General features: G+C 60.5%; 26 protein-coding genes, 1 tRNA gene and 1 pseudogene. 14 read left to right on the top strand and 14 right to left on the bottom strand.

The features are described from left to right. Positions 1–119 precede the first annotated feature (119 nt). A complete protein-coding gene (locus tag DQ393_RS08400; RefSeq protein ID WP_112341306.1) occupies positions 120–1,277 on the top strand; it encodes an esterase in 1,158 nt (385 codons plus the stop codon). Positions 1,278–1,418: 141 nt separating this feature from the next. After that, a pseudogene (locus tag DQ393_RS08405) lies at positions 1,419–1,855 on the top strand (VOC family protein). A 47-nt stretch (positions 1,856–1,902) separates the two neighbouring features. On the opposite strand, the gene yddG reads toward DQ393_RS08405, so the two are convergent. Together yddG and DQ393_RS08415 are read right to left on the bottom strand one after the other, a co-directional pair. Next, positions 1,903–2,802, bottom strand: a complete 900-nt coding sequence (yddG, locus tag DQ393_RS08410) for an aromatic amino acid exporter YddG (RefSeq protein ID WP_112341307.1) — start codon at positions 2,800–2,802, stop codon at positions 1,903–1,905. Positions 2,803–2,938: 136 nt separating this feature from the next. Continuing rightward, positions 2,939–3,715: a DUF3108 domain-containing protein gene (locus DQ393_RS08415; RefSeq protein WP_112341308.1), complete on the bottom strand. Its 777-nt coding sequence runs from the start codon at positions 3,713–3,715 to the stop codon at positions 2,939–2,941. A 237-nt stretch (positions 3,716–3,952) separates the two neighbouring features. Here DQ393_RS08415 and rpmB point away from each other — a divergent pair, with 237 nt between their 5' ends. Both rpmB and DQ393_RS08425 read left to right on the top strand, forming a co-directional pair. Continuing rightward, positions 3,953–4,252 (top strand): 50S ribosomal protein L28, encoded by a 300-nt coding sequence (gene rpmB, locus DQ393_RS08420; RefSeq protein WP_069612914.1) that lies wholly within the window; start codon positions 3,953–3,955, stop codon positions 4,250–4,252. Positions 4,253–4,369: 117 nt separating this feature from the next. Next, positions 4,370–5,005 (top strand): queuosine precursor transporter, encoded by a 636-nt coding sequence (locus DQ393_RS08425; protein WP_112341309.1) that lies wholly within the window; start codon positions 4,370–4,372, stop codon positions 5,003–5,005. 46 nt (positions 5,006–5,051) lie between these two features. On the opposite strand, the gene DQ393_RS08430 is transcribed toward DQ393_RS08425, so the two are convergent. The 4 genes from DQ393_RS08430 to DQ393_RS08445 all read right to left on the bottom strand — a co-directional run bounded on the left by DQ393_RS08430 (position 5,052) and on the right by DQ393_RS08445 (position 10,097). Further along, positions 5,052–6,083 carry an esterase-like activity of phytase family protein gene (locus DQ393_RS08430; RefSeq protein ID WP_210260644.1) on the bottom strand — a complete coding sequence of 344 codons (1,032 nt, stop codon included), beginning with the start codon at positions 6,081–6,083 and terminating at the stop codon, positions 5,052–5,054. A 74-nt stretch (positions 6,084–6,157) separates the two neighbouring features. Next, entirely contained in the window at positions 6,158–8,059 is a 1,902-nt protein-coding gene (cobT, locus tag DQ393_RS08435; RefSeq protein ID WP_112341311.1) for a cobaltochelatase subunit CobT, read from the bottom strand. 119 nt (positions 8,060–8,178) lie between these two features. Then, complete coding sequence (gene cobS, locus DQ393_RS08440) at positions 8,179–9,168, bottom strand: cobaltochelatase subunit CobS (protein WP_106999201.1); 990 nt, start codon at positions 9,166–9,168, stop codon at positions 8,179–8,181. A gap of 308 nt (positions 9,169–9,476) precedes the next feature. After that, on the bottom strand, positions 9,477–10,097 hold the full coding sequence (locus tag DQ393_RS08445) for a J domain-containing protein (RefSeq protein WP_112341312.1): 621 nt from the start codon (positions 10,095–10,097) through the stop codon (positions 9,477–9,479). Positions 10,098–10,204: 107 nt separating this feature from the next. Here DQ393_RS08445 and DQ393_RS08450 point away from each other — a divergent pair, with 107 nt between their 5' ends. Further along, positions 10,205–10,492, top strand: a complete 288-nt coding sequence (locus tag DQ393_RS08450) for a BolA family protein (RefSeq protein ID WP_112341313.1) — start codon at positions 10,205–10,207, stop codon at positions 10,490–10,492. Positions 10,493–10,511: 19 nt separating this feature from the next. Here the strand turns inward: DQ393_RS08450 and DQ393_RS08455 are convergent, their stop codons facing one another. Genes DQ393_RS08455 through DQ393_RS08465 form a run of 3 tightly spaced genes read right to left on the bottom strand, consistent with a single transcriptional unit; the run spans position 10,512 to position 13,542 of the window. Continuing rightward, positions 10,512–11,822 carry an HlyC/CorC family transporter gene (locus tag DQ393_RS08455; protein WP_112341314.1) on the bottom strand — a complete coding sequence of 437 codons (1,311 nt, stop codon included), beginning with the start codon at positions 11,820–11,822 and terminating at the stop codon, positions 10,512–10,514. After that, positions 11,822–12,952, bottom strand: a complete 1,131-nt coding sequence (gene aroB / locus DQ393_RS08460) for a 3-dehydroquinate synthase (protein ID WP_112341315.1) — start codon at positions 12,950–12,952, stop codon at positions 11,822–11,824. Before aroB ends, DQ393_RS08455 begins: the two co-directional genes overlap by 1 nt. Further along, the gene (locus DQ393_RS08465) at positions 12,949–13,542 is read right to left on the bottom strand and encodes a shikimate kinase (RefSeq protein WP_112341316.1); all 594 of its coding nucleotides are present in this window, start codon (positions 13,540–13,542) and stop codon (positions 12,949–12,951) included. The genes aroB and DQ393_RS08465 overlap by 4 nt, the downstream gene beginning before the upstream one ends. A gap of 160 nt (positions 13,543–13,702) precedes the next feature. Here DQ393_RS08465 and DQ393_RS33375 point away from each other — a divergent pair, with 160 nt between their 5' ends. The 5 genes from DQ393_RS33375 (at position 13,703) to DQ393_RS08485 (ending at position 17,625) form a co-directional block, all read left to right on the top strand. Continuing rightward, positions 13,703–13,870 carry a hypothetical protein gene (locus DQ393_RS33375; protein WP_162943920.1) on the top strand — a complete coding sequence of 56 codons (168 nt, stop codon included), beginning with the start codon at positions 13,703–13,705 and terminating at the stop codon, positions 13,868–13,870. Then, complete coding sequence (gene xerD / locus DQ393_RS08470) at positions 13,867–14,856, top strand: site-specific tyrosine recombinase XerD (RefSeq protein WP_112341317.1); 990 nt, start codon at positions 13,867–13,869, stop codon at positions 14,854–14,856. The genes DQ393_RS33375 and xerD overlap by 4 nt, the downstream gene beginning before the upstream one ends. A 63-nt stretch (positions 14,857–14,919) precedes the next feature. Next, positions 14,920–15,873, top strand: a complete 954-nt coding sequence (locus tag DQ393_RS08475) for an acetyl-CoA carboxylase carboxyltransferase subunit alpha (protein WP_112341318.1) — start codon at positions 14,920–14,922, stop codon at positions 15,871–15,873. Between the two features lie 230 nt (positions 15,874–16,103). Then, positions 16,104–17,399: a L,D-transpeptidase family protein gene (locus DQ393_RS08480; protein WP_112341319.1), complete on the top strand. Its 1,296-nt coding sequence runs from the start codon at positions 16,104–16,106 to the stop codon at positions 17,397–17,399. After that, a complete protein-coding gene (locus tag DQ393_RS08485) occupies positions 17,392–17,625 on the top strand; it encodes a sulfurtransferase TusA family protein (RefSeq protein ID WP_112341320.1) in 234 nt (77 codons plus the stop codon). Before DQ393_RS08480 ends, DQ393_RS08485 begins: the two co-directional genes overlap by 8 nt. 158 nt (positions 17,626–17,783) lie before the next feature. Here DQ393_RS08485 and DQ393_RS08490 read toward each other — a convergent pair whose 3' ends face one another. Together DQ393_RS08490 and DQ393_RS08495 are read right to left on the bottom strand one after the other, a co-directional pair. Continuing rightward, a complete protein-coding gene (locus tag DQ393_RS08490) occupies positions 17,784–18,980 on the bottom strand; it encodes a CobW family GTP-binding protein (RefSeq protein WP_112341321.1) in 1,197 nt (398 codons plus the stop codon). Positions 18,981–18,995: 15 nt separating this feature from the next. Continuing rightward, a complete protein-coding gene (locus DQ393_RS08495; RefSeq protein WP_112341322.1) occupies positions 18,996–20,162 on the bottom strand; it encodes a D-alanyl-D-alanine carboxypeptidase family protein in 1,167 nt (388 codons plus the stop codon). A gap of 193 nt (positions 20,163–20,355) precedes the next feature. Here DQ393_RS08495 and DQ393_RS08500 point away from each other — a divergent pair, with 193 nt between their 5' ends. The 3 genes from DQ393_RS08500 to DQ393_RS08510 all read left to right on the top strand — a co-directional run bounded on the left by DQ393_RS08500 (position 20,356) and on the right by DQ393_RS08510 (position 22,346). Further along, positions 20,356–21,516 carry a M20 aminoacylase family protein gene (locus DQ393_RS08500; protein ID WP_112341323.1) on the top strand — a complete coding sequence of 387 codons (1,161 nt, stop codon included), beginning with the start codon at positions 20,356–20,358 and terminating at the stop codon, positions 21,514–21,516. 122 nt (positions 21,517–21,638) lie between these two features. Beyond that, a tRNA-Arg gene (locus DQ393_RS08505) sits at positions 21,639–21,715 on the top strand. A gap of 124 nt (positions 21,716–21,839) precedes the next feature. After that, positions 21,840–22,346 carry a GNAT family N-acetyltransferase gene (locus DQ393_RS08510; protein ID WP_245430288.1) on the top strand — a complete coding sequence of 169 codons (507 nt, stop codon included), beginning with the start codon at positions 21,840–21,842 and terminating at the stop codon, positions 22,344–22,346. A 61-nt stretch (positions 22,347–22,407) separates the two neighbouring features. Here DQ393_RS08510 and DQ393_RS08515 read toward each other — a convergent pair whose 3' ends face one another. Further along, positions 22,408–22,674: a BON domain-containing protein gene (locus tag DQ393_RS08515; RefSeq protein WP_112341325.1), complete on the bottom strand. Its 267-nt coding sequence runs from the start codon at positions 22,672–22,674 to the stop codon at positions 22,408–22,410. 199 nt (positions 22,675–22,873) lie between these two features. Here DQ393_RS08515 and dxr point away from each other — a divergent pair, with 199 nt between their 5' ends. Beyond that, positions 22,874–24,067 (top strand): 1-deoxy-D-xylulose-5-phosphate reductoisomerase, encoded by a 1,194-nt coding sequence (gene dxr / locus DQ393_RS08520; protein WP_112341326.1) that lies wholly within the window; start codon positions 22,874–22,876, stop codon positions 24,065–24,067. A gap of 105 nt (positions 24,068–24,172) precedes the next feature. Here the strand turns inward: dxr and hemA are convergent, their stop codons facing one another. Together hemA and DQ393_RS08530 are read right to left on the bottom strand one after the other, a co-directional pair. After that, positions 24,173–25,384, bottom strand: a complete 1,212-nt coding sequence (hemA, locus tag DQ393_RS08525) for a 5-aminolevulinate synthase (protein ID WP_112341327.1) — start codon at positions 25,382–25,384, stop codon at positions 24,173–24,175. Between the two features lie 218 nt (positions 25,385–25,602). Beyond that, on the bottom strand, positions 25,603–26,397 hold the full coding sequence (locus DQ393_RS08530; protein ID WP_112341328.1) for an FAD binding domain-containing protein: 795 nt from the start codon (positions 26,395–26,397) through the stop codon (positions 25,603–25,605).

The raw sequence follows: 26,397 nt of genomic DNA on the forward strand, positions 1-26,397 counted from the left end.
GATTGACATCACGCGGCATGCGGCCAGACGGCGCGGGGCAACGGCCTTGAAAAAGCGTTGCGCTGTGTCAGCTTTACACGGGGGGAGTGAAAATTGATTCATCTGGAGGAGGTTTTTTCGTGCGTTTGTTGTTTCCTTTGCTCGTCGCGGCAGGCTGTGTCATGAGCGTTCCTGCCCTTGCCCTTGATGCACCGGCTTCGCCGCCGGCCAGCCAGCCCCTGAAAAACTTTGTCACCTCGGTCGAGAAGGATGGTTCGATCACCTTCCGCCTTTATGCGCCCTCGGCAAAGGCCGTTTCCGTCGTCCTCGGCTCACGCGATCCGATCGACATGCAACGCGGCGACGATGGCACCTGGAGTGCCAAATCCGGGGTCCTGAAGCCCGATCTCTATGAGTATTATTTCAACGTCAATGGTTTCCGCAGCATCGATACCGGCACCAACGCGCCGAAGCCGCAGCGGCAGGTCAATACCAGCCTGATCCTGGTGCCCGGCAGTATTCTTGATACCCGCAACGTGCCGCATGGCGACTTGCGGTTGGTGACCTTGCATTCCAAGGCGCTGGATTCGGAACGGCAGATGTATGTCTATACGCCGCCCGGCTATACCGATTCCTCCAAGCCGCTGCCGGTGCTCTATCTCTATCACGGCTTCGGCGACACCGTGGGGTCCTGGGTCCTCCAGGGCCGCGCACCGCAGATCCTCGACAACCTCCTTGCCGAAAAGAAGATCGAGCCGATGATCGTCGTGATCCCGGATACGGAAACCGACGTGCCGAATGCGATCGCCGAGAACTTCCCCGCTGCCGATCGTCGCGCGAATTTCTATCCGGCCAATGCCGAGGCGGCCGATCGCGAACTGACCGAAGATCTCATTCCATACATGAAGAAGCATTACCGGGTGCGGAACGACACCGATGGCCGTGCCGTTGCCGGCCTGTCACAGGGCGGATATCAAGCCCTCGTGTCAGGCCTTTCGCATCTCGACACCTTCGGCTGGGTCGCTACCTTCAGCGGCGTCAGCACGACGACCGTTCCGAACAAGAGCGTAGACACCGTGCTGAACGAGCCGGAAAAGATCAACAAGGCTCTGCGCAATTTCACCGTGACGGTCGGCAGCAAGGATCAGGTCGTCGGCAAGGATGTCGCCGGCTTGAAGGCGACGCTGGACGAGAAAAAGATCAAGCACGAATACCACGAATATCCGGATCTCCAGCATGAGATGGATGTCTGGCGGCCGTCGCTCGCAGCCTTCCTCGAAAAGGTCTTCAAGAAATAACAATCGGATCTGGCCGTAGACTCCTCATAGGCCCGTGCTCGCCTGGGGCATTTCCAGGAAGGTGCGAAGCGGTTTCCATTCGGAATGCGTAGCAAGCAGCTTGACGAGTTTACGGCCCAAGAGGCACTGGAGATTGGAAACATGGCACTCAAGCGGATGGACAACGTCGGAATCGTCGTCGAAGACCTCGAAGGGGCTATTGATTTCTTTCGCGAACTTGGTCTCGAGCTCGAAGGACGGGCCATGATCGAAGGAGAATGGGCCGGCGCATCACTGGACTGGGCGATCAGCGTGTCGAGATCGCCATGATGCACACACCGGACGGGCATAGCCGGCTCGAGCTCTCCCGCTTCCTCACGCCCCCTGTCGTCGCAGATCACCGCAACGCCCCGGTCAACTCTCTCGGGTACCTCCGCGTCATGTTCGCCGTCGACGACGTCGACGAGACGCTTGAAAGGCTCCGCACGCGCGGCGCGCAGCTTGTAGGCGAAGTGGTCCAATATGAAGATGCATATCGGCTCTGCTATATCCGCGGGCCTGAAGGGCTTCTCATCGGACTCGCTCAAGAACTCAGCTGACCGCAATCCGACGACAATGGGGAAGGAGATGACAGCGCGCGGCGGAGCTATTCCGCCGCTTCCGCCTGTGCCCGCAGGGCATCGTCCCGGCGCAGGATCATGCGATGGGCGGCCAGCACGGCGCCGCCGGTAATCAGCAGGCAGGCAAGCGCAATGCCCCAGCTCGGCGCGGCAAAACCGAAAAGCGTCAGGATCAGTGTCGATAGCAGCGGTGCGGCATAGCTTGCCGCGCCGAGGATCTGGATATCGCCATTCTTGACGCCGTAATCCCAGGCGTAGAAGGCGGCGCCGACCGGAAAAAGGCCAAGGCCGAGAACGGCGATCCATTGCGGTACGCCCTCGGGCCAGATGGTCTCCTCCAGACCAAGATGGCAGAAAAAGGAGAGAATCGATGTCGCCAAGCAGAAGATGGTAACGACATCGGTGGAAGCGGCCTCGAAGCGGCGCGTTATTAAGGAATAACCGGACCAGGTGAAGGCGCAGAGAAAGGCTGCGCCATAGCCGATCGCATAGGCGCTCTCGAAGTGAAAACCATTGCGACCGACGATCAGAACCGTGCCCGCAAGCCCCATCAGCGCGCCGACAATATGATACCAGCGCAGCCGCTCGCCGGGCAGCAGCGCCGAGCCGACGACAATCAACAGCGGCCACAGATAGGCAATCAAGCCCGCCTCCACGGCCGGCGCATGGCGCAACGCGGTGAAATAAAGGAAATGATAGCCGAACAGACCGGCAATGCCTGTGATCCAGACCTTGGCCGGCTGACGCAGGAGCTTCACTCGCTCAGGTCTCAGCAGGAGCACGACAATACCGGGGAAGCTGCCGATGGCAAAGCAGATGGCGAGCAGCTGAAAAGGTGGCATCGTGCCCGAGGCCACCGTCAAAAGCGCCAGAAACGACCACATCACAATGGCCGAAAAGCCCATCAATGTCGCGCGAAATTTCATCCCTGCCCTCAGCTTGCCGCTGCGGACGTCCCAAGCCCGCTAAAGCAACTCCACGAAAAATGCACAGCAATTTTCGTGGAGTTGCGTAGAAATAACTACGGGAATCGTCAAGCTTTTCCGTGAAACAGCAGCCGGTCTAGCTGCCGTATTTTACAGCCGTAATCGTCACCGTTCCGTATTGCGTCGGGATGCGGACGTAGACAGGAGCGTAGACATTCATGGTATCCGCCTTGGCGAACCAGATCTCCATATCATCGCTCTTCGCAAGATAAAGATAGTCCTTGCGGGTGCTCTTGTAGCCGCTCTTCGGCGTGAAGCGCACGCCGCAGGCAATGGTCTTGCCCTTGAAGCCCTCGGTCGAGAACGGATGCGATCCCTTCGGCGACAGCTTCAGATCCATGCGCATCTCGCCGTCGAAGACGGCCAGCGTCTGGTTGCAGAGGTTGAGGCTGGGCGTGATCGGGAAGATCATGCCGGAAATCGGATCGAGCACGGATTTCAGGTCGCCTTCCGTGATGGGAACCCAGGTGTCTGGCCGTTTCGGCTCGGGCGTGATCGTGTTCGACGTCACATTGCCATTGGTATAGGCGACATCATAGGTGCGCTCTCTCTTGCCGCTCTTGTAGAAGAGCGTGTAGTGCGTCGCCTGCAGCTTGGTGTCGTTGACGACGCCGGCCACATCCGTCCTGGCGTCGATGGAGGTGACAAGATCGGCAAGACCCGCGGACGTGATATCGCCGCGGATAGTGAACTGCTTGCCGGTGACTTCCGTCTTGAAATCCGCCCTGGCGATCGGCAGGCCGGCCAGCGAAACGCGATAACGCGTTTCATGCCGCAGCACATCGGCCAATGCCATCGACGGCATCGACGCGATAATCGCTGAAATGAGAAGCCACTTCCGAATTTGAACCATGATCAAGGCCTTCAACGAGGATCAGGCAAGTTATATAGTTGCTTTGCTCGCCTGCTGCGAGCGTCAGACAACAGCAGCTTTTTGACGGAATTGCGGGAAAAGACAAGGTTTGGCTTGACGCGGCCGGCCTCTCTGACTATAGAACCGCAACTTTCCAATTATGGCCTGTTGGATTGCGCGTCGGGCTTTGCCCGGGATGTCTACCCGATGGCCAAGAAAAACAAAAGTAGGTGTACCATGTCCCGCATGTGCGAATTGACCGGCAAGGCCGTCCTCGTGGGCAACAACGTTAGCCACGCCAACAACAAGACCAAGCGTCGGTTCCTGCCGAACCTCTGCCAGGTCACGCTGATTTCCGACGTTCTCGGCCAGCGCTACCGCCTGCGCGTTTCCGCTGCAGCGCTCCGCTCGGTCGAACATCGCGGTGGTCTGGACGCTTTCCTCCTGAAGGCAAGCGAAAACGAACTCAGCATGCGCGCTCGCCTGCTGCGTCGCCAGATCGTCAAGAAGTCTGCTGAAGCTGCTGTTGCTGCGTAAGCAGCTCTAGTACTTCACGATTTCATACCGACTAAAAGGCTTGCACGGATGATATCCGGACAAGCCTTTTTCCATGTTCGGTTTGTTTCAACTGGTGGCATCTCCCAGGATAAAAAAATGCTGACGATACGTCATACCCTTATCTACGTTCTGCTGATGACGCTGGTCGTCGTCGCCTCCAACATCCTCGTGCAGTATCCGCTGCAGGCGACACTCGCCGGCATCAATCTTGCGGATATTCTCACCTGGGGTGCCTTCACCTATCCGGTAGCCTTCCTCATCACCGATCTGACCAACCGCCAGTTCGGTCCCAAGGCCGCGCGTAAGGTCGTCTTCGCTGGCTTCGTCGTCGGCGTCGCGCTGTCCTTCTATACGGCGCAGCCGCGCATCGCGATCGCCTCCGGTTCGGCCTATCTTGCCGGCCAGCTGCTCGATATCTCGGTCTTCAATCGCCTTCGCCGCATGGCCTGGTGGCGCGCGCCGCTGTTCGGCTCGCTTATCGGCTCGATGCTCGATACGCTGATCTTCTTCTCCTTCGCCTTCGCACCCTTCTTCGTCTTCTTCGGGCCGAACGATCCCTTCGCGATCGAATGGGCTCCGATCCTCGGCGCGTTCTCTTCGTCGGCGCCTCGCTGGATCTCCTGGGCCATCGGCGATTTCTCGGTCAAGACCACGGTCGGCCTCGTCATGCTGCTGCCCTACGGTGCGCTGATGAACGTGCTGAAGCCGATGTCGCAGGCGCCCACCGCCTAACGGCGATGATCGGAAGCGCGCCGGCATCGGCGCGCGACGACATGTTTCAGTTCTGGCTGAGAAGATTTTCCTCGTGCAGGCGAAACTCCAGCATCAGGCTGCGCTGCAGGATCGAATGATTGTCATCCGAGACCAGGATGAGATGCAGTGAGCCGTCGGCGGCGCGGAAGACGTCTATGCCCTCCATATTGTCGATCTGATCTCTGCTCCCCGCCTCGAAGATCACATCGCCGTCCACGACTGTACCCGGCTTGATATCCGCACCGGCGATACGGCGGATACGCAAGCCAAGGCCATGTATCAAGCCGAAGCGCCGCTCCAGCAGCAAAAGATCCCCATCAGGCAAGAAGACACCGTCGCTGACATTGAAGCCATCATGATGCCGAACGGCAAACCGGCCCTGGAATGGCCCATCCAGAACGGCAGCCGGCATATTGCCCTGATCGTCCAGACTGTCTTCAGCGACGACGACGGCGCCCCCCGCAAGCGGGCCTGACTTTGGAGCGATCATCAGCGCCTCGAGGCTTCGATTGGCGCGCAGCTGCCATCTCGGGATCGGCAGCGGGATGGTGCCGTCAGGCGGCGAAATCTCGAAGCCCGGATCGGGATAGATATCGACACGATGATATTGCTCGTAGCTGACAAGGACACGGTCGCCGCGCAACGCCAGCCCTTCGGCATCCAAATCCCCTTTACCGGTATCTGTGCCGCCGTCACGGTCGATCATCGGCAAGATCTGCACATCACCGATGCCCCTCAGCCGGCCCGCCTCGTCACGTTCGACAGCGCCAGTGAGCCAGTGGCCGGTATCGAGCACAGAGATGAAATGCCGTTGGTCGGCGCGAAAGCGAATGGCCGAGATGGCGCCGAGAAGCGGATTGTCCGAACTGAGCTCAAGGCCGCCGAGGAACTCCAGCGAACCGAAGTGTGATTGATCAGAGCCGGACCTGAAGGTGGAAATCACCTTTGCCTGGACGGCAGCCGGACCAGCCTCGTCGGAATCACTCGCGAAACTGCAGCCTGCAAGCAGGCCGGCAAGCACGGCTATCAGGCAGGCCCATCGCCCGGCAACGGGCAAGCCCCAGGGACCAGCGATGCCGGATGGAAAGGGCAGCGGCCATGAGGCCGATGCCACGGGACGCCGAGGCGGGCTCAGCTGGCGCGACGCATGCGCGAGCGCGGCATGCTCGTCTGATCTTCGAACAGCGAGGCAAGCTGTTCCGTCATGGCGCCGGCAAGCTCGTCGGCATCGACGATGGTGACGGCGCGGCGATAGTAGCGCGTGACGTCGTGGCCGATACCGATCGCCAACAACTCCACAGGCGAACGCGTCTCGATCTGATCGATGACGGCACGCAGATGCCGCTCCAGATAATTGCCCGGATTGACCGACAGCGTGGAATCATCGACCGGCGCACCATCCGAGATCATCATCAGGATGCGGCGCTGCTCTCGGCGCCCGAGCAGGCGATTATGTGCCCAGATCAGCGCCTCGCCGTCGATATTCTCCTTGAGCAGCCCCTCGCGCATCATCAGTCCGAGATTGCTGCGCGCCCGCCGATAGGGCTCGTCCGCGGACTTGTAGATGATATGGCGCAGATCATTCAGCCGGCCCGGCGTCTGCGGCTTGCCGCTGGCAAGCCACTTTTCGCGCGCCTGTCCGCCCTTCCACGCCTTGGTGGTGAAACCGAGGATCTCGACCTTGACTCCGCAACGCTCCAGCGTACGGGCAAGAATATCGGCGCAGGAGGCGGCGACCGTAATTGGGCGGCCACGCATGGAGCCGGAATTGTCGATCAGCAGCGTCACGACCGTATCGCGGAACTGCGTATCGCGCTCCATCTTGAAGGACAGCGCCTGCATCGGGTCGATGATCAGACGCGGCAGGCGTGCCGGATCGAGGTAGCCCTCTTCCAGATCGAAGTCCCAGGAGCGGTTCTGCTGCGCCATCAGGCGACGCTGCAGACGATTGGCGAGCCGGCCGACGGCGCCCTGCAGATGCGCAAGCTGCTTGTCGAGGAAGGCGCGCAGGCGCTCGAGCTCTGCCACGTCGCACAGTTCCTGTGCCGTCGTGGTTTCGTCGAACTCCTCCGTATAGACGTGATAGTCGACCTTCTCGTTGAAATCGGCAAAGGGCGTATTCGGACGGCGGGTTTCACCCGGCGTTTCCGAGTCTTCATCACCCTCTTCGCTCATGTCGTCGTCGGAGATTTCGCCGCCGTCTTCGGTCGCGCCATCTTCCATCTGCTCGTCGGAGGCTTCGCTATCCTCGGCCGGAGCGGCATCGGCGCCTTCGTCTTCCTTGACGTCGTCGTCGTTCTGGTCCTCGCCGTTCGGCTTGTCCTCTTCGCTCTGCTGGTCTTCGCTGTCGGGCTCCGACTGCTCGTCACCATATTCCTCGGCCATCTCCATGGCCGTCAGCATGTTGCGCACGATACGGGCAAAGCTCTGCTGATCGTTGATGGACGACAGCAGAGTGTCGAGCTCGCCGCCGGTCTTTTCCTCGATGAAGGGGCGCCAGAGATCGAGCACCTTGCCGGCGCTTTCGGGCGGCTTCTGCCCGGTCAGCTTCTCGCGCACGATCATCGCCATGGCTTCGCCGATCGGCGCATCCTCGCGCCGCTCGATGCCGGAAAAATTCGCCTTGGCGTATTTTTCCGTATTCATGGAGTTGAGGTTGGCGGCAACACCGCTCATGCGCAGCGAGCCAATCGATTCGACACGCGCCTGTTCGACCGCATCGAAGATCGAGCGGGCGTCCGCGCCTTGCGGCGCCATGACGGCATGCACGCGGGCATCGTGACAGGCAAGCCGCAGGGCCATCGAATCGCCAAGGCCGCGGGTCACCGCGAGCTCATGGGCTGTCGGCCGTTTCGAAAGCTCCGGCAAGCGGATGCGCTCGCCGGTCATCCCCGGGCGTTCATTGGCAAAGGCCACCTCGACCTCGGCATCGCCGGCGATCGAGCGGACACAACCGGTGATCGCCCGGCGCAACGGCTCCATGTCCACCGGGGCACCCGGCTTCGCTTTGGAATTATCTCCGCGACCTGACATGATGTATCGGCTTTTCCCTAAAGCAATTCCAGAAAAAATGCAGAGCATTTTTCTATCCGGAGTTGCGCCAAAACAAAAAGATAGAACGTTTTCGCGATTCGAAGAAAAGCGGAAATGTTCTAGGCTTCCAGCACGATATTGGCGGCACTTTCCTTCAGCTCGACGCCGAAGGCGCGCTGATAATGCTCAGCAACGAGCGGACGCTCCAGCTCGTCGCACTTGTTGAGGAAGGTGACGCGGAAGGCAAAGGCGACATCTCCGAAGATTTCCGCATTCTCGGCCCAGGTGATGACGGTACGCGGGCTCATGACGGTCGACAGATCGCCGTTCATGAAGGCCGCACGCGTCAGATCGGCGACGCGCACCATCTTGGAAACGGTATCGCGGCCCTTGTCGGTACGGAAGGACTTCACCTTCGCCAGCACGATATCGACTTCGTTGTTGTGCGGCAGGTAATTCAGCGTCGTCACGATCGACCAGCGGTCCATCTGCGCCTGGTTGATCTGCTGCGTGCCGTGATAAAGGCCGGTCGTATCGCCCAGGCCGATCGTGTTGGCGGTCGCGAACAGGCGGAAGGCCGGGTGAGGACGGATGACGCGGCTCTGGTCGAGCAGCGTCAGGCGGCCAGAGGACTCCAGCACGCGCTGGATGACGAACATCACATCCGGGCGGCCGGCATCATATTCGTCGAAAACGAGCGCGACATTGTGCTGATAGGCCCAAGGCAGGATGCCGTCCTTGAATTCGGTAACCTGCAGGCCGTCCTTGACGACGATCGCATCCTTGCCGACGAGATCGATACGGCTGACATGGCTGTCGAGGTTGATACGCACGCAAGGCCAGTTGAGGCGCGCGGCGACCTGCTCGATATGCGAGGACTTGCCGGTGCCGTGATAGCCCGAGATCATCACGCGGCGGTTATGCGCGAAGCCGGCGAGAATGGCGAGCGTGGTCTCGCGGTCGAAGAGGTAGTCCGTATCCAGATCGGGCACGTAGGCGCTGCCCTGGCTGTAAGCGGGCACGCGGATATCGGAATCGATGCCGAAGACTTCACGGACCGAAACGGTGGTATCGGGGATCTCGGAAATATCAAGGTCAATCTTGCTCATCATGTCTCCAGGGCGGGTGCCTCTGACCCTACCATATCAAACTCAGCCGATTTATCCGAAACGCCGCAGCTTATTGCCCGCATCCGTTCGGTCGGAACAGCGGCGATACTTCTCCGGGACTAAAGCAAAATCTCGGCGCGATAATATGATCGCTTGCGAGCATCCTTGAACAGAGTCCCGGACAAGAAACGCCGCGTCCGGAAAGTTGGCCGAGGTGCAGCCAGCCAAATGCGCACCCTGCCGCGGTTGCCCGCAGCTTCAGCCGATTTGGACCATACCTGATTGAATGCGGAGAGCAAGGACAGGAATTAACAAAAACCGTTCTGCTTCAATAATTGATAGGCCTGAATAACCGCGCGAAAACGCTCCTCCGAGCCGCGGTCGCCGCCATTGGCATCGGGGTGGTGCATTTTCACCAATTCCTTGTAGCGGCGCTTGATCTCCGGCGCCGTGGCGGTGGCGCCAAGCCCCATCGTATCGAAGGCCTTCGCCTCCAGCGTCTTCAGCTTGCGCTGCTGGGGGAAACGCGGCCCCCGGCCCTGCCCCTCCCCTTCCTTGACGAAACCGAAGGGATCGCGGACGCGGGAATAGGAGCCGGAGCGGATATCGGATTGAAGCGGGCTGTTGCGGGCAGCCTTGTTGACCCCGACCGTCCAGGTCGGACGATGGCCGGTAATCGCTTCCTTCTGGTAGCGCGCGATCTCGCCGTCCGAGAGGCCGGAGAAATAATTGTAGCCCTTGTTGTATTCCTTGACGTGCTCGAAGCAGAACAAAAAGAACTGCCCTTCCGCATTGCGCCCGACCGGGGCGCGATGCGTACCGTGCTTGTCGCAGCCGTCCCACTGGCACGTCGGCGGACCCTGCTCGGGCTCCTGCGCGCGCTTGCGGCGAGTACGGATGCGATCGAAATATTTTGAATCAAGTCTCATGGCGTCCTAATTATGGGGCCTTGGATACCCCACAACAAGAATTGACAAACAGGAATGTTACAGGCTTTGTGGGAGCCTTTTTTCGAGAGCGAGGTCGACGCGGGAATATGGAAACGACACTGCAATCCCGCATTGAACGGAAGCTCAGCGACGCTTTCGCGCCCGAGCGCCTTATCGTCATCAATGAAAGCCATCTGCATGCCGGCCATCAGCCCGACATGACAGGAACCGGCGAGACCCATATAAGAATTCGCATCGTTTCTGCCAAGTTCACGGGCATGCCGCGCCTTGCGCGCCATAGGGCGATCAACGAATTGCTGAAGCCGGAGCTTGATGCCGGCCTGCATGCATTGGCCGTAGAGCCGGCAGCTCCAGGCGAGGCTGTGCGCTGGTAGTCCATCGATGAGATAGCTCCTACGGAGCCTTCGCCTCTTCCGTCTCGGCGGGACGGATGCGCAGTTTGGTAATGCGGTTCTTTTCCCGCTTCATAACGATGAAGCGCTTGCCGTAGAAGGTGAACGCCTGACGCTCTTCCGGAATGGTCATCGATTCGTGGATGACGAGACCGGCAATCGTCGTCGCCTCTTCGTCGGGCAAGTGCCAGTCGAGCGCACGATTGAGGTCGCGAATCGGTACGACGCCATCGACGACGATCGAGCCGTCGGCCTCCTGCCGCACGCCCTGGATGTCGAGGTCGTGCTCGTCGGCGATATCGCCGACGATCTCCTCCAGAATATCCTCCAGGGTAACGATACCCTGCACCTCGCCATATTCGTCGACGACGACGGCGAAATGCTGTTTGCGGCGCAGGAAGGCGTTGAGCTGATCCTCGAGATTGGTGCTGTCGGGCACGAACCAGGGTTTTTGCGCGATCTTCACGATATCGAGATTTTCCGGCTCGATATTACGTTCCGCCAGCGCCCGCAGCAGGTCCTTGGCGTGCACGACGCCGATGATGTTGTCGATGGTGCCGCGCCAGAGCGGCATGCGCGTATAGGGGCTGTCGAGGATCGCACGCACGACCACTTCTGGCGGATCATCGGCATTGATGGCGCGCATCGCCGTGCGATGCACCATGATGTCGGACAGTTCCAGCTCGCCGAGGTCGAGGACGCCACCCAGACGGTCACGGTCGGCCTTGACCACGGAACCCTCACGGTGAAGCAGGTCCACGGCGCCGCGCAGCTCCTCATGCGCCGACAGCATCGACACTTCACGGGAGAGATTGACGCCGAAGATGCCCAGGATCTGGCGCACGATGGCATTGACGACGCTCGAGACAGGCCCGACGACGACGACGAAGAGGCGTATAGCGCTGGCGACGTTCAGCGCGAAACGGTCCGGCGTCGCAATGGCCCAGCTCTTCGGCAGAACCTCCGCGAAAATGACGAGGATAACAGTCATGGCGGCGGTGGCGATCGCCACGCCGGAATTGCCGAACAGACCGAGGAACAAGCTGGTCGCAAGCGAGGACGACAGGATGTTGGCGAGATTGTTGCCGATCAGCAGCGCGCCGATCAATCGGTCTCGACGCTCTATCAAGAGCCGCACGATGCCGGCCCGCCTGTCGCCGTTGGCTTCCAATGTGTGGATACGGCTGCGCGAAGCCGCCGTCAGCGCTGTCTCCGAGCCGGCAAAGAAGGCGGAAAGCAGCACCAGGGCCACGATCGATATAATCTCGGGCCAATATTCCCACAGAACAGCCAGCGTGCCCTCGACGGTCATCAGGGATGTTTTTCCTTCAGGAAGCTCAGGACTTCGGACGACGGCACATCGTCCGCAACGAAGGACTGGCCGATGCCGCGCGTGAGGATGAAGGTGAGCTTGCCGCTCTTGACCTTCTTGTCCTGCGCGATCGCGTCCATCAGCGTTTCGGCCGGCGGCAGCGCGCCGGGAATATCGCCCATCCGCGTTGGCAGGCCCACGGCCTTCAGATGCGCCTCGACGCGCTTGGCATCATCTGGGCTTGCGAGATTAAGGCGCGCGGAAAATTCATGCGCCAGCACCATGCCGATCGCAACACCCTCGCCATGCACCAGCCGGCGGCTGTCATAGGCGGTGGCTGCTTCGAGCGCGTGGCCGAAGGTGTGGCCGAGATTGAGCAGGGCGCGAGGCCCGTTTTCGCGCTCGTCGGCGACGACGACATCGGATTTCGCCTGGCAGCTTGCAGCAATCGCCTCGATGCGGGCCGCCCCGCCGGCAAAGACTTGCCTCCAATTGGCCTCGAGCCAGGCGAAGAAATCCGGCTTGTCGATCAGGCCATATTTGGCGACCTCGGCGTAACCGGCGCGGAATTCACGTTCGCTGAGTGAATTCAGCACATCGGTATCGGCAAGGACGAGATCCGGCTGGTGAAAGACGCCGATGAGGTTCTTGCCGTGACGGGTGTTGATGCCGGTCTTGCCGCCGACGGACGAATCCACCTGCGACAGCAGCGATGTCGGCACCTGGACGAAACGAACGCCGCGGCGAACGATGCCGGCGGCAAAGCCCGAGAGATCGCCGATGACGCCGCCGCCAAGCGCGATGACCGCATCGTTGCGCTCCACACGTGCCGTCAGCACCGCATCGCAAACGGTAATCAGATGCTCGAAGCTCTTGGTCTTTTCGCCTGCCGGCAAGACGAGGCTGGAGGCCTGGATGCCCGCAGCCTCGAGGCTGGCGACCAACGCATCGAGATAGTGTGGCGCAACATTTTCATCCGTAATGACGGCGGCCTTGCGGCCCTTCAGCCGCGCGGCAATCTCACGCCCCGCGCGGGCAATCAGGCCGGGGCCGATCAGGATGTCATAAGCGCGCTCGCCGAGAGGCACGCGCACGAGACGCTCTGACGAGGCCGGTGTGATCGCATTCATGGTATTTTGCTTTCTGCTTTCTTTCCCTCGGCGATGGCGGCAAGGACTTCCTTGACCATGATTTCCTTGCTCACATCGCGGGACAGAACCGTAAAATCGGCTTCCGCATAGATGGGGTAGCGCGCATTCATCAGGTTCTCGAGGGTTTGTTTCGGATTCTCGGTCTTCAGCAACGGCCGTGTGTCGCGCTTGTTGACGCGCTCCCACAAGACGTCGAGATCGGCCTTCAGCCAGACGGAAAGGCTGCCGCGCTTGACGTGCAGGCGCGTGCTCTCATTGATGAAGGCGCCGCCGCCAGTGGAGACGACACGCGGTCCACCCTTGAGGAGCCGCTTGATGACGCGAGTTTCCAGCGCCCGGAACTCCTGCTCGCCATAAGCAGCAAACAGTTCGGCGATGGTCATGCGCGACACGCGCTCGATCTCGACATCCGTATCGACGAAGGGAATGCCTAGCTGCTGTGCCAAAAGCCGGCCGACCGAGGATTTGCCCGCACCCATCAATCCCACGAGGACAAGATTGCGCTGACCCAGCGCAGCGCGCGCCTTGTCTTTGAGGCTTTCGGCAAGGGTCAGGACTTGTTCACTCATCGGCCCATTCACAATTTCTTTGGAAACGGTATCGTCAAATGCACCGGTAGCGTCAAGACGCCGCTATCGTAAACATGTCTGCAATATCCTTCAGCTAACCCTTGAAGGACATAATTATTGCGCATCGCCGCGCCAATGAACGGCGAAGGAGATTTTTCGAATGCCAACCCTGTTTCGCTTCCTTGTCATCTGCGCGGTCATCGCCGGATCGATATATGGAGCGATGTGGGCACTCGTGCTCTTTGTCGATCCGCAGCCGCGCGATGTGACGATCCGCATTCCGCCGGAGCGCCTCAATCCGCCGACGACGGGATCGCTGAAGCCATGAGCACACCGGCCACGAACGCAAAAACCGGCGCGCGCGATCTGGGGCGCGTGCACCTGGAGGCCTTCCTGGAAATGATGAGCGCCGAGCGCGGCGCTGCGGTCAACACGCTGCAATCCTATCAGCGCGATCTCGACGACCTCCATTCCTTTCTGTCCGGCCTCGGCGTCCGTTTGGCCGAAGCCAGTGCCAACGATCTCGGCGCCTATCTTTCCAGCCTGTCGAGCCAAGGCTTCAAACCCTCGTCGCAGGCACGACGGCTCTCAGCCATGCGCCAGTTCTACAAGTTCCTTTATGCGGAAGGGTTGCGCACGGACGATCCCACCGGAATTCTCGATGCGCCGAAGAAAGGCCGCGCCCTTCCGAAGACGATGGGCGTCGACGAGGTGACGAGGCTTCTGACCCAGGCCGAGCAGGAAGCGGCGGTCGAAGGACCGGACCGGCTGCAGCGACTGCGCATGCTGGTGCTTCTGGAAATGCTTTATGCCACCGGCATGCGCGTCAGCGAGCTCGTTTCTCTGCCGGCGAAGGTGCTGGATCAGGAGGGGCGCTTCCTGATGATCCGCGGCAAGGGAAACAAGGAACGGCTGGTGCCGCTGTCGCAATCCGCCATTTCGGCCCTGAAGACCTATGGACGGCTGCAGACGGAGATTGCGGCAAATGCCAAGCAGCCCTTGCCGGAGAGCCCATGGCTCTTTCCAGCGGCCTCCAAGCAAGGCTATTTGCCACGCCAGGTCTTCGCGCGCGATCTCAAGGATCTTGCCATTCGGGCGGGCCTGACACCATCGATGATCTCGCCGCATGTGATGCGCCATGCCTTCGCGAGCCATCTTCTGGCCAATGGCGCGGACCTGCGCGTGGTGCAGGAACTTCTCGGTCATTCGGATATCTCGACCACGCAAATCTACACACATGTGCTGGAAGAACGCCTTCATCAGCTCGTGCAAACGCATCACCCCCTTGCCAAACAGGCAAAAAAACAGGATTAGGACCGGCACACAGGCTAAAGCCGCCGTCTCTCGTCACGGGCAAAAGGATCGGAAACGCACCTCATGCACAATTATCTCGACTTCGAAAAACCCATCTCGGATCTCGAAGGCAAGATTCACGAGCTCAAGAAACTGGCGAGCGAAGACGAAAGCATCGACACATCGGACGAAGTCGGGCGGCTTGAAATCCGCGTCCGCGAGGCGATGGCCGACATCTATTCCAAGCTTAATGCCTGGCAGAAGACACAGGTCGCCCGCCATCCGCAGCGCCCGCATTTCGTCGACTACGCCAGCACCCTCTTCACCGAATTCACGCCGCTGGCCGGCGACCGCAAATTCTCCGAGGATGCCGCCATCCAGGCAGGTTTCGCCCGCTTCCGCGGACAGCCGGTCGCCCTCATCGGCCAGGAAAAAGGCAACGACACCAAGAGCCGCCTGAAGCACAATTTCGGCAGCGCCCGGCCGGAAGGCTACCGTAAGGCGATCCGTATCCTGGAAATGGCCGACCGTTTCCAGTTGCCCGTCATCACGCTTGTCGACACGGCCGGCGCCTATCCCGGCGTCGGCGCGGAAGAGCGCGGCCAGGCAGAGGCGATCGCGCGCTCCACCGAAATGTGCCTTGGCGTGAAAGTGCCGCTCATCTCGATCGTGATCGGCGAAGGCGGTTCGGGCGGCGCGATCGCGATTGCCACCGGCAACCGCGTCTACATGCTCGAACATTCGATCTACAGCGTGATTTCGCCCGAAGGCGCGGCCTCGATCCTGTGGCGCGATTCAACGCGCGCCAAGGAAGCCGCGACCAACATGAAGATCACCGCCGAAGATTTGAAGAGCCTCGGCATTATCGACGGCATCATCCCCGAACCCCTCGGCGGCGCGCACCGCGATCCTAACACGGTGATGGCCTCCGCCGGCGAGACGATTGCGAACGCGCTCGGCGAGCTTTCCAGCCGTTCCGGCGAACAGCTGCGCAACGACCGGCGTCAGAAATTCCTTTCCATGGGCCGCAATCTCTAAGCCACATTCGGAAAAAGTGATCGCTAAAAACGGGGATGAGGCCAAACCTTGGCCACATTTCCGTTATCGAAGCTTTTATGGCAAAGAAAAGCTTGCCGACGCGCTGCGGGCAGGTCATAGGCTGGTAAGGAATTTTCAAGTATAAACCGCCTATGATTCCGTTTCATGCTTCGAGGGGAGTGGCGAAACAGATCAAGCTGCCGCTCTTCGCATTTATGGGCTAAGTCAGAATGCGCATCCGTCACCTTGCCTACGTCTCATTGATGGCGCTGTCACTCGCCGGCTGCAACGATGCGCTGGACACGGCGTCGGTCGACCTGTCGACGGTCAAGAACAAGGTCGAACAACCGCTTCCGAGCCATATCCTCGCCGATATGACGAAGAAGGGCATGGACCGCAACTCGCCGATCATGATCCGCATCTTCAAGGAAGAAGGCGTGATGGAGATCCTGAAGGCGAACCAGAGCAATCGCTTCGAAGTCATCGCCGATTACAAGATCTGCGCCTGGTCCGGCCGTCTCGGCCCGAAGGTGAAGGAAGGCGACCGGCAGGCGCCGGAAGGCTTCTATATGCTGACGCCGGCCAACCTGAACCCGAATTCGAAATATTACCTCGCCATCAACACCGGTTTCCCGAACCGCTACGATGCCGCCAATGGCCGTACCGGCAACAATCTGATGATCCATGGCGCCTGCTCTTCGTCCGGCTGCTATTCGATGACAGATCAGCAGGTGCTGGAAATCTACGCCTTCGCGCGCGACGCTTTCAAGGGCGGCCAGAAGGCGATTCAGCTCGAAGCCTTCCCCTTCCGCATGACGGCGGAGAATATGTGGAAGCACCGCCTCAGCCCCAATATCGACTTCTGGAAGATGCTGAAGGTCGGTTACGACAATTTCGAGGTCACCAAGCGGCCGCCCGAGGTCGAGGTCTGCGAGAAGAAATACGTCTTCAATCAGCAGGCCAGCGGACCGTTCAATGCCGGCGGAAAATGCCCTGTCATGACCACGCCGCCCGCCCTGCAGGTGGCGCTTGCGACCTATGACAAGCAATACCAGGCCGATTATGCCATGGCCTCGAAGAAATTCGACGGCATGGCCTGGTACGATCCGACCGAAGCCGAGCGCAAGGCCATCGTCGCCAAGCAGCGCAAGGGGCACGATCTTGCCTATGCTCCCACGGGCACCGCGCTTGCCGCCGGCAAGATGATGAAGGTCGCCGATCTGGAATCGATGGTATCCAACCAGTCGGCGCAGCAGATTGCGCGGGGCGGCACGGTGGCGAGCCCGACCGCCAATCCGTCGACCGCAAGCATCCGAGTCGCGACCGCAGCTCCCGAGGCGACTGCCCAGCAGCCGAGCGGCCCTGTGGTGGCAGCCAATATGCCGGCCAATGTGCCGATCCCCATGGCAAACCCGATGAACCAGGCCGTCAATCCGCTCGCCTACGCGCCGCCTCCGCCTGTCGAGACCGCGCAGACGGAAGCCAAGAAGCCGCCTTTCTGGAAGTTCTGGGCCAAGAGTGAATAGCTCGGATAACGGGATCTATGATCTGCGCGGGCTGAAATGCCCCTACCCGGCGATCAAGACGGAGAAGCGCTTGCGCGGCATGGAAAGCGGCGCGACCTTGACCGTCGAGACGACCGACCCGCTTGCCGCCATCGATATCCCGCATCTCTGCAATGAGAAGGGCCACACGCTTCTCCTCAGCGAGAAGACGGAAAGCGGCCATCGCTTCGTGATCCGGAGAGGGTGACGACCGGGGTCATCCTTGTGGTTCGAGAGTCGCTACGCTCTCGCCTCACCATGAGGGCAATCGCATATGAGGCAGGTACGCTGCCGCACACTCCTTCTCCCCACTGGGGAGAAGGAGCTTTCAGAGCGAGGCGGATTACCAGATATCAAAGGCTGAAACTAAAATTTCATCCCCGGCACGGCGAGCGGATTGTCCTCCAGCGCCGCCCTGTCCGGCGTATCGACGCGCGGCTTGCTGAGGAAGGCGTCGAACAGGCCCTTCACGAAATCCTCGGGCAGATCCTTGGTGATGATGACCATGCGCGTCCGCCGGTCTTCGGGATCGGGCCAGGCCGGCAGCCGAACCGGCGCATGGAAGATGTTCTGCACGCCATGCAGAACGACAGGACGCTCCGGCCGGTCCGATACGGCAACGATCGCCTTCATGCGCAGGAGCTTTTCGCCATGCGCCGAACGAAGGAGGTCGATGAACATTTCGAGCGCTGTGGGATCGATGGGCTGCGTCTCGACGATCGAGAAGGATCGGATCGAGCCGTCATGGCGGGTGACATCATGGGCGTGCTGATGCCGGTGGCCGTGGTGATGCGCATGATGGTGATGGTGGTGTCCATGATCGCCGTGATGATGATCATGGTCGTGGTGATCGTGCTCATTATGGTGATGATGATCGTCGTCCGCTTCCAGCTCGTCCTGCAGCCAGCGGCCGACATCGGCGATCTTCGAGGCCGGGTCGTAAAGGCCGTTGACGAGAACGGCGACGCGGCCGGCCTCGTCGCTATCGGCATTCAGGATCTGCGCACGCGGATTGAGCGCCCTCAGCCTGCTCTCCAGCTGCGCTTCCGGCACGGCGCCGGCGATTCCGGTCTTGGACACGATCAAGCGGTCCGCAACCGCTACCTGTTTGCGCGCTTCTTCGTGATTGTCGAGCGTCTGCAGCCCATTGACCGCATCGACGACGGTAACGACGCCATCGAGGTCGAAATTGGTCGCAATGATCGGATTGCCCATGATCGACTGCATGACGGGAGCAGGATCGGCAAGGCCGGTCGTTTCGATGACGACGCGCTTCAGCGGCCGGATGCGGCCGGTTTGCATCGCGTCCATCAGGTTCGCCAGCGTATCCACCAGCTCGCCGCGCACCGTGCAGCACAGGCAGCCATCGGAAAGCTCGATGATGGCATCGCCGGAACTCTCGACCAGCAGATGATCGATGCCGACATCGCCGAACTCGTTGATGATGACGGCCGCATCGCGCATGGCCTCATCCTTGAGGATGCGGTTGAGCAGGGTCGATTTACCCGCACCGAGGAAGCCGGTCAGGATGGCAACCGGCACTCTTTGCTGCGAAACGCTCATGATTCCTGTCCGATATTAGAAAGTGGGACGCGGCATGGGGATAGGCACACCGGATGCACCGCCGGAAATGGCGATTTTGCTGTCCCTGATTGCCTTGTCGCCTCTGGCCGCGACATCGTCCTTGTCGCCCTTGGCGGCAGTCGCGACATCCTGGCCGCCGATCAGGCCGGCATAGACGAAATTGGGCTCGTGATCCATTTCATGAATATAGGGCGACTGCACCTTGGTGCGGCCGAAGGGATCGCGGGTCTCGCTGCGCGCCTGCGCGCCCTTGGTGCTGCAGATGTCGGCCGTCACATCGGCGACGTCGGCTGCAAGCGGCGCATCGGGCCTGAGGGTCGCCAGCGTATCGCGGGTGGACAACTGGTTCTGGAAGCCTTTTTCCAGGAGATTGGCGGAATCGTCGGCGCGTGCCGCCAGGCTGTCGGTTCCGAGCACGACCGAGATCAGCGTGCGGCCGTTGCGGGTTGCCGATGCGATCTGGTTGAAACCGGCCGCGCAGATGAAGCCGGTCTTCATGCCGTCGGCGCCGTCGAAGCGGCCGATGAGCATATTGATGTTCGGCACCTGCTTCACGCCGTTGGTGAAGCCCTCGAGCGAGAAATAGCCGGCATATTGCGGGAACTCGCGGCGTAGCGCGACGCTGAGGATCGCAAGATCGCGCGCCGTGGTATATTGCCCCTTGCCGGGAAGGCCGTTCGGGTTGATGAAATGCGAGTCGCGCATGCCGAGGCGGGCGGCTTCCGCATTCATCAGCGCCACGAAGCCCTGCTGCGAACCGCCGACCGTCTCTGCGACGGCCATGGCGAGATCGTTGGCCGATTTGACCAGCATCATCTTCAAGGCGTTGTCGAGCGTCATCTTCTGGCCCGGCTTGAAATACATCTTCGCGGGCGGCTGTGCCGCCGCAAGCTTCGACATGACGACGGGCGTATCGAGCCTGACCTGGCCGGATTGGATGGCCCGGAAGGTCACATAGGTCGTCATCAGCTTGGTGAGCGAGGCGGGATACCAGCGTCGAAACGCCTCCTGCTGGTCGAGAACACGTCCCGTGCTGACATCGACGAGAATATGCGGATTGGCTGCGGCTGTGCCAGCAGCCGACAGGAAAAGCATGGATGCTGCTGCGGCCATAGGAGCGAGCCGCAGGGCGGCATACAAACGATTCTTCTTCGTCGGCACGATCTATCCTTCAGAAGTCCGGAATTTTCTCGAAAGCTTCGTCTATTTAACCTATATGGCTAGGAGAAGGCAAAGGCGATTGACGACTTTATTTGCCGTCAGCACACCGCAAAGGCCGCTATAAGCTGGTCAGGGCCGTGCGGCGGATCCGTGAATTGAACCAGAATCGATATTGAGCAGCAGGAAAATCAGCATGCCGATCTTGAACAGGGCCGCAGAACTCCAGGGCGAAGTGACCGAGTGGCGCCGCCATATCCATGCACATCCGGAACTCCTCTATGCCGTTGAGAATACGGCCGCCTTCGTGGCCGAAAAACTGCGCGCCTTCGGCGTTGACGAAGTGGTGACCGGCATCGGCCGCACCGGCGTCGTCGGCCTGATCCGCGGCAAGGCTTCGGGCCGCACGATCGGCCTGCGCGCCGACATGGACGCCCTGCCGCTGACCGAGATCACCGGCAAGCCCTATGCTTCAGAAACACCAGGGAAGATGCATGCCTGCGGCCATGACGGCCACACCGCCATGCTGCTGGGTGCCGCGAAATACCTCGCCGAAAACCGGACCTTCAACGGCAATATCGCCGTCATCTTCCAGCCGGCCGAAGAAGGCGGCGCCGGCGGCGACGCCATGGTCAAGGACGGCATGATGGAGCGCTTCGAGATCGCTGAGGTCTACGGCATGCACAACATGCCGGGCCTGCCCGTCGGCCATTTCGCCATCCGCAAAGGCCCGATCATGGCGGCGACGGATGAATTCACCGTCTCCATCAAGGGGCTCGGCGGCCATGCGGCCATGCCGCATAAAACGATCGATCCGATCGCCATCGGCGCCCAGATCGTTTCCAACCTGCAGCTCATCGCCTCGCGCAGCGCCGACCCGCTGAAATCCGTCGTCGTCTCCGTCACCAAGTTCAACGCCGGCAACGCGCATAACGTCATCCCGAACGATGCGAGCTTCGGCGGCACGGTGCGCACCCTCGATCCCGAAATGCGTGACCTCGCTGAACGGCGCTTCAAGCAGATCGTTTCCGGCATCGCCGCGAGCCACGGTGCAGAGGCCGAGATCGAATTCCACCGCAACTACCCGGTCACCTTCAACCATGCCGACGAAACCGATCACGCAATCGCCGTCGCCGAGGAAATCGCTGGCGCGGGCAATGTCATCCCGAATATCGACCCGATGATGGGCGGCGAGGATTTCTCCTACATGCTGCTCGCCCGTCCCGGCGCCTTCATCTTCGTCGGCAACGGCGACAGCGCCGGCCTGCACAATCCGGCCTACGACTTCAACGACGAAGCCATCGCCCACGGCATCTCCTACTGGGTGCGGCTCGCCGAACAGCGCCTCAACGCCTGAGGCCTGCCTCGATACCTCCGCGTGGTCTTTAAGGCTGCGCGGAGCCCGCTCAAGACAGATTGTCTCCACGACGCAAAAAGGCTTGGCTTCGGGCCTTGGCTTTTGTATGGATCATGCCGAGTGGTCTCGTAGCTCAGCAGGATAGAGCATCAGATTCCTAATCTGAGGGTCACGCGTTCGAATCGCGTCGAGATCACCATTTTTCAGCTTAAATGATGATCGCGTGATCGAGATTGGGAAAACACCAGAGTTCAGCGCGCACAAGTGATTTAACCCTTGTAGAGCCAAGCCTGCTCAATTTGCGGGGTTTCGAACGAGCGCTCATGCGCGGATGGTCGCCCGATCCACGGCGCCAGCATGACAAGTCGTTTATCGAAACTGAACTGACGATACTCAGGAAAGACAGATCAGCTTTCGTCGCCCGTACTATATCGAATGAAATCGTCGCCACAGCGATATCGAATCGGGAACATCAATGCCTTGTTTCCCGCCCGTTCTGGATCTGGGATGGAGGCTTTTGCGGCTACATCACATTCCGCTATTTGGCCGGAACGACCGAACTGCCCCTACATGTGCCGGGTCATGTGGGCTATTCGGTCGTTTCTTGGAAACAAGGTCGAGGATATGCAACGCAAGCACTTCGGCTTTTATTGCCAATAGCAAGGAACGCTGGCTTTGCCAAAGTCAGCATCGTTTGCAACGACGATAACCTCGCTTCGAAGCGCGTTATAAAGAAAGCGGGCGGCGTGCTTCGCCATATAGGCACCCACGCATCGGATTTTCCAACCGTATCGAAGCTGTTCTTCGATCTGACGACTATTTGTATTTGAACGCGCCCTGCCGTGAGCCTCCATAAGGGCGCAGCGTAAGCGTGAACTTAAAGTCCAGATATCACCCCACAGCGATCCTGTTCCTCACCAGCCGCACGCCGGGAATGGATTCCGCAACCGCGGTCGCCCGCTTCACCTCCTGGGAAGTCGCGACCGAACCGTGCAGACGGATTTCCTGGCCTGCCGCAATCACGGTGACATCGGAAGCATCGATTCCGCCGGCAACGGCGAGCGCGTTGGCAACCGCAGATTCCAGCGCCGAGCGCCTGGCCTGGTCGTTTTCCAGATAGAGCTCCATGCCATGAAACGTCGCCGCCTTGAAAACCATTCATCGTCCTCCGCATTCAGGTGGTCGGAAAACGCGGCAGTTTGCATTTGGTTCAATGGAGATCGAAAAAAATATGACTAATTCACACACTCGCTTTTCGCGGGTGCTGGCAGAGGAGCGGTTGCATGGCTGCGGACTTGCCGCTCCACGCAATCCCCTGTAGAGCCTTGGGGGAACAGCAGCAAATGCGGATACCTGAATGAATACCGGCAGCAAGGCGCGTCGCCGCCTGACGATATTGGGTTCGACCGGCTCCATCGGCCAGAATACGCTCGACGTCATCGCCCAGCTTGGCGGACGTGACGCCTTCGATATCGCCGCGATCACCGGGCATGACAATATCGGCCTGCTGGCCGAGCAGGCCAAGGCCTGCGGCGCCGCTTTCGCGGTGACGGCCAATGAAGAGCGCTATCAGGAGCTGAAGGATGCGCTCGCCGGGACAGGCATTGTCGTCGGCGCGGGCAAGAATGCCTTGATCGAAGCCGCTTCGATGCCCTCGGATTGGGTCATGGCGGCGATCGTCGGCACCGCCGGTCTTGCGCCGACGCTGGCAGCTGCCCGCCGCGGCGGCGATATCGCGCTCGCCAACAAGGAATGTCTCGTCTCGGCAGGTGATCTCTTCGTGCGCGCCGTTGCCGAGGGCGGCGGCCGGCTGATCCCCGTCGACAGCGAACACAGCGCCATCTTCCAGGCACTGGAGGACGATCAACAGCACGCGGTCGAACGCATCATCCTCACCGCGTCCGGTGGCCCCTTCCGCACCTGGACGCGCGAGCAGATGGCCAATGTCACGCCGGCGATCGCGCGTGCCCATCCCAATTGGTCGATGGGTTTCAAGATCTCCATCGGCAGCGCCTCCATGTTCAACAAGGCGCTGGAGATGATCGAGGCCAAGCACCTGTTCAATGTCCGGCCCGATCAGATCGAAGTCGTGGTCCACCCGCAATCCGTCATTCACTCGATGGTCGGCTATACGGACGGCTCCATTCTGGCGCAGCTCGGCTGTCCCGACATGCGCACCGCCATCGGCTATGCGTTGGCTTACCCGGCCCGCACCAGGCTCAGCGTCGACCGGCTGGATTTCGCCAAGCTCGCCCGACTGGATTTCGAGGCGCCGGACGAGGTTCGTTTCCCGGCCCTTCGCCTTGCCCGCACCGCACTGGAACGCGGCGGCCTCCAGGGCGCGATCATGAATGCGGCCGAAGAGATCGCCTTCCACGCCTTCGTCGATGGCCGCATCGGCTTCCTGGAAATGGCCGATATCGCCGAGGCTGTCATGGACGAGATGATCGCAACCGGCAGCGCCGAGACCATGGATGCCGTCTTTGCCGCCGACGCCGAGGCGCGCAGCCGTGCCGCCGTGCTCATCGCCCAGCGGGAAAAGGCTGCGTAACGCGTAAGTAGTCGCTTACAATTTATGGCAGCTTAACAGCACACCTGGCTCATCCGCCGTTCCAATTTCTGGCAGAAACCCCTGGGCTCTGAGAGGAAGCTTTCCTTACGCAACGGCCCTTGCGAGCGCACAGCGCGACCAGAGCGCATGCAGCGCACCGACCAGCTGCTCGATATCGCCATCCGAATGCAGCGGCGTCGGCGTGATGCGCAAGCGCTCGGTTTTCTTCGGTACGGTGGGATAATTGATCGGCTGCACATAGACGCCGGCGTCGAGCAGCAGATCCGAAATCCACTTGCACTTGGCGGCATCGCCGACCATGACCGGAACCACGTGGCTCGGGTTCGGCATATGCGGAATGCCGGCCGCATCGAGTTGTGCACGCAGCCTGCGCACGCGATCCTGATGGCGCATGCGTTCGAACTGGCTGACCTTTAGATGCTGGATAGAGGCGACGGCGCCCGCAGCCAGCGCCGGCGGCAGCGAGGTCGTGAAGATGAAGCCGGAGGCAAACGACCGGATGAAATCACAGAGTGCGGTCGAAGCGGCGATGTAACCGCCCATGACGCCGAATGCCTTGCCGAGCGTGCCTTCGATGACGGTCAGGCGATCCATCAGTCCCTCGCGCTCGGCAATACCGCCGCCGCGCGGGCCGTACATGCCGACGGCATGCACTTCGTCGAGATAGGTCATCGCGCCATACTTGTCGGCGAGGTCACAGATTTCCCTGATGGGGGCGATATCGCCATCCATGGAATAGACGCTCTCGAAGGCGATCAGCTTCGGCGCCTTGGGATCGGCAGCCTTCAACTTGGCTTCGAGATCGTGCAGATCGTTATGCTTCCAGATGACCTTGTCGCACTTCGCATAGCGAATGCCTTCGATCATTGAAGCGTGGTTCAGCGCATCCGAGAAGATGATGAGATCGGGAATGCGTGCGCCAAGCGTGCCGAGTGTCGCCCAATTGGAGATGTAGCCCGAGGTGAAGATCAGCGCGGATTCCTTGCCGTGGAGATCGGCGAGTTCCTGCTCGAGCAGAACATGGTAGTGGTTGGTGCCAGAAATATTCCGGGTGCCTCCCGCACCCGCGCCACAGTGATCGATGGCTTCTTTCATCGCCTCAATCACCTTGGGGTGTTGGCCCATGCCGAGATAGTCGTTGGAGCACCAGACGGTCACTTCCTGCGGGCCGTTCGGGGTATGTCTGACAGCGCGCGGGAAATTGCCACGGCGGCGTTCCAGATCTGCGAAGACCCGGTAGCGGCCTTCATTGTGAAGACCTTCCAGCTCGCCTTTAAAAAATGCTTCGAAATCCATCATCTGCTCCAGTACCGTGCGACCGTTTTCGAGAATGCCGGTTCACACGTCAACCCCTCCGCATTGCTTTCGCGCCCGCTGCGGCAAATGGCCACTAATTTTGAATAATTCCAGACAAGAATAACCATTCACGTCAAATTGACAATCGAAACCGTGCTGGAAACACTCTATCCGGAGCGGCGGGTAAACCCCGCCGCTCCGGCCTGTTCATGGCGAATCTAGACAGCAGCCACGGCGCGCTTGGCCATGACCTTGATCAGATTGGCGCGATATTCGGCCGTGGCGTGCAGGTCGGAGAGCAGCGCCGATGGGTCCACTGTCACGCCGGTAACTGCGTCCGGCAGCCAGTGGACCGCAAGCGCCTGTTCCAGTTCGGCATGGCGGAACACGCCGTCCGCGCCGGCACCGGTAATGGCAACGCGCACGCCCCCTGCCCCCTTGGCGACGAAGACCCCCGTCAACGCATAGCGCGAGGCGGGATTGGGAAATTTGGCATAGCCTGCCCGCTCCGGCGCATCGAAGGCGATGGAGGTGATAAGCTCCGCCCCTTCCAGCGCCGTCTCGAACAGGCCCCGAAAGAAGTCGTCGGCCGCGATCTGGCGGCGATCGGTGACGATGGTGGCATTCAGCGCCAGCATAGCCGCCGGATAATCGGCGGCCGGATCATTGTTGGCGATGGACCCACCGATCGTGCCCATATGCCGGACATGCGGATCGCCGATCATGCCGGCAAGATCGCAAAGCGCCGGACAGACCGTGCGGATCGCTGCCGAAGAGGCAACTTCCGCATGGGTGGTCGCCGCGCCGATCGTGACCCTGCGGCCATCGACACGGATTCCCTTGATCGAAGGGATATGCCTGAGATCGACGAGATCGCTCGGCGATGCCAGACGCTGTTTCATGGTCGCGATCAGCGTCATGCCACCGGAGACGTATTTGCCTTCGTCGGCATCAGACAGAAGCTTCACGGCTTCGTCGACCGAGGAGGCGCGATGATAATTCGTTGCGTACAT

This window comes from Martinezella tropici (genome assembly GCF_003287875.1).
Taxonomy (GTDB): domain Bacteria; phylum Pseudomonadota; class Alphaproteobacteria; order Rhizobiales; family Rhizobiaceae; genus Rhizobium; species Rhizobium tropici_C.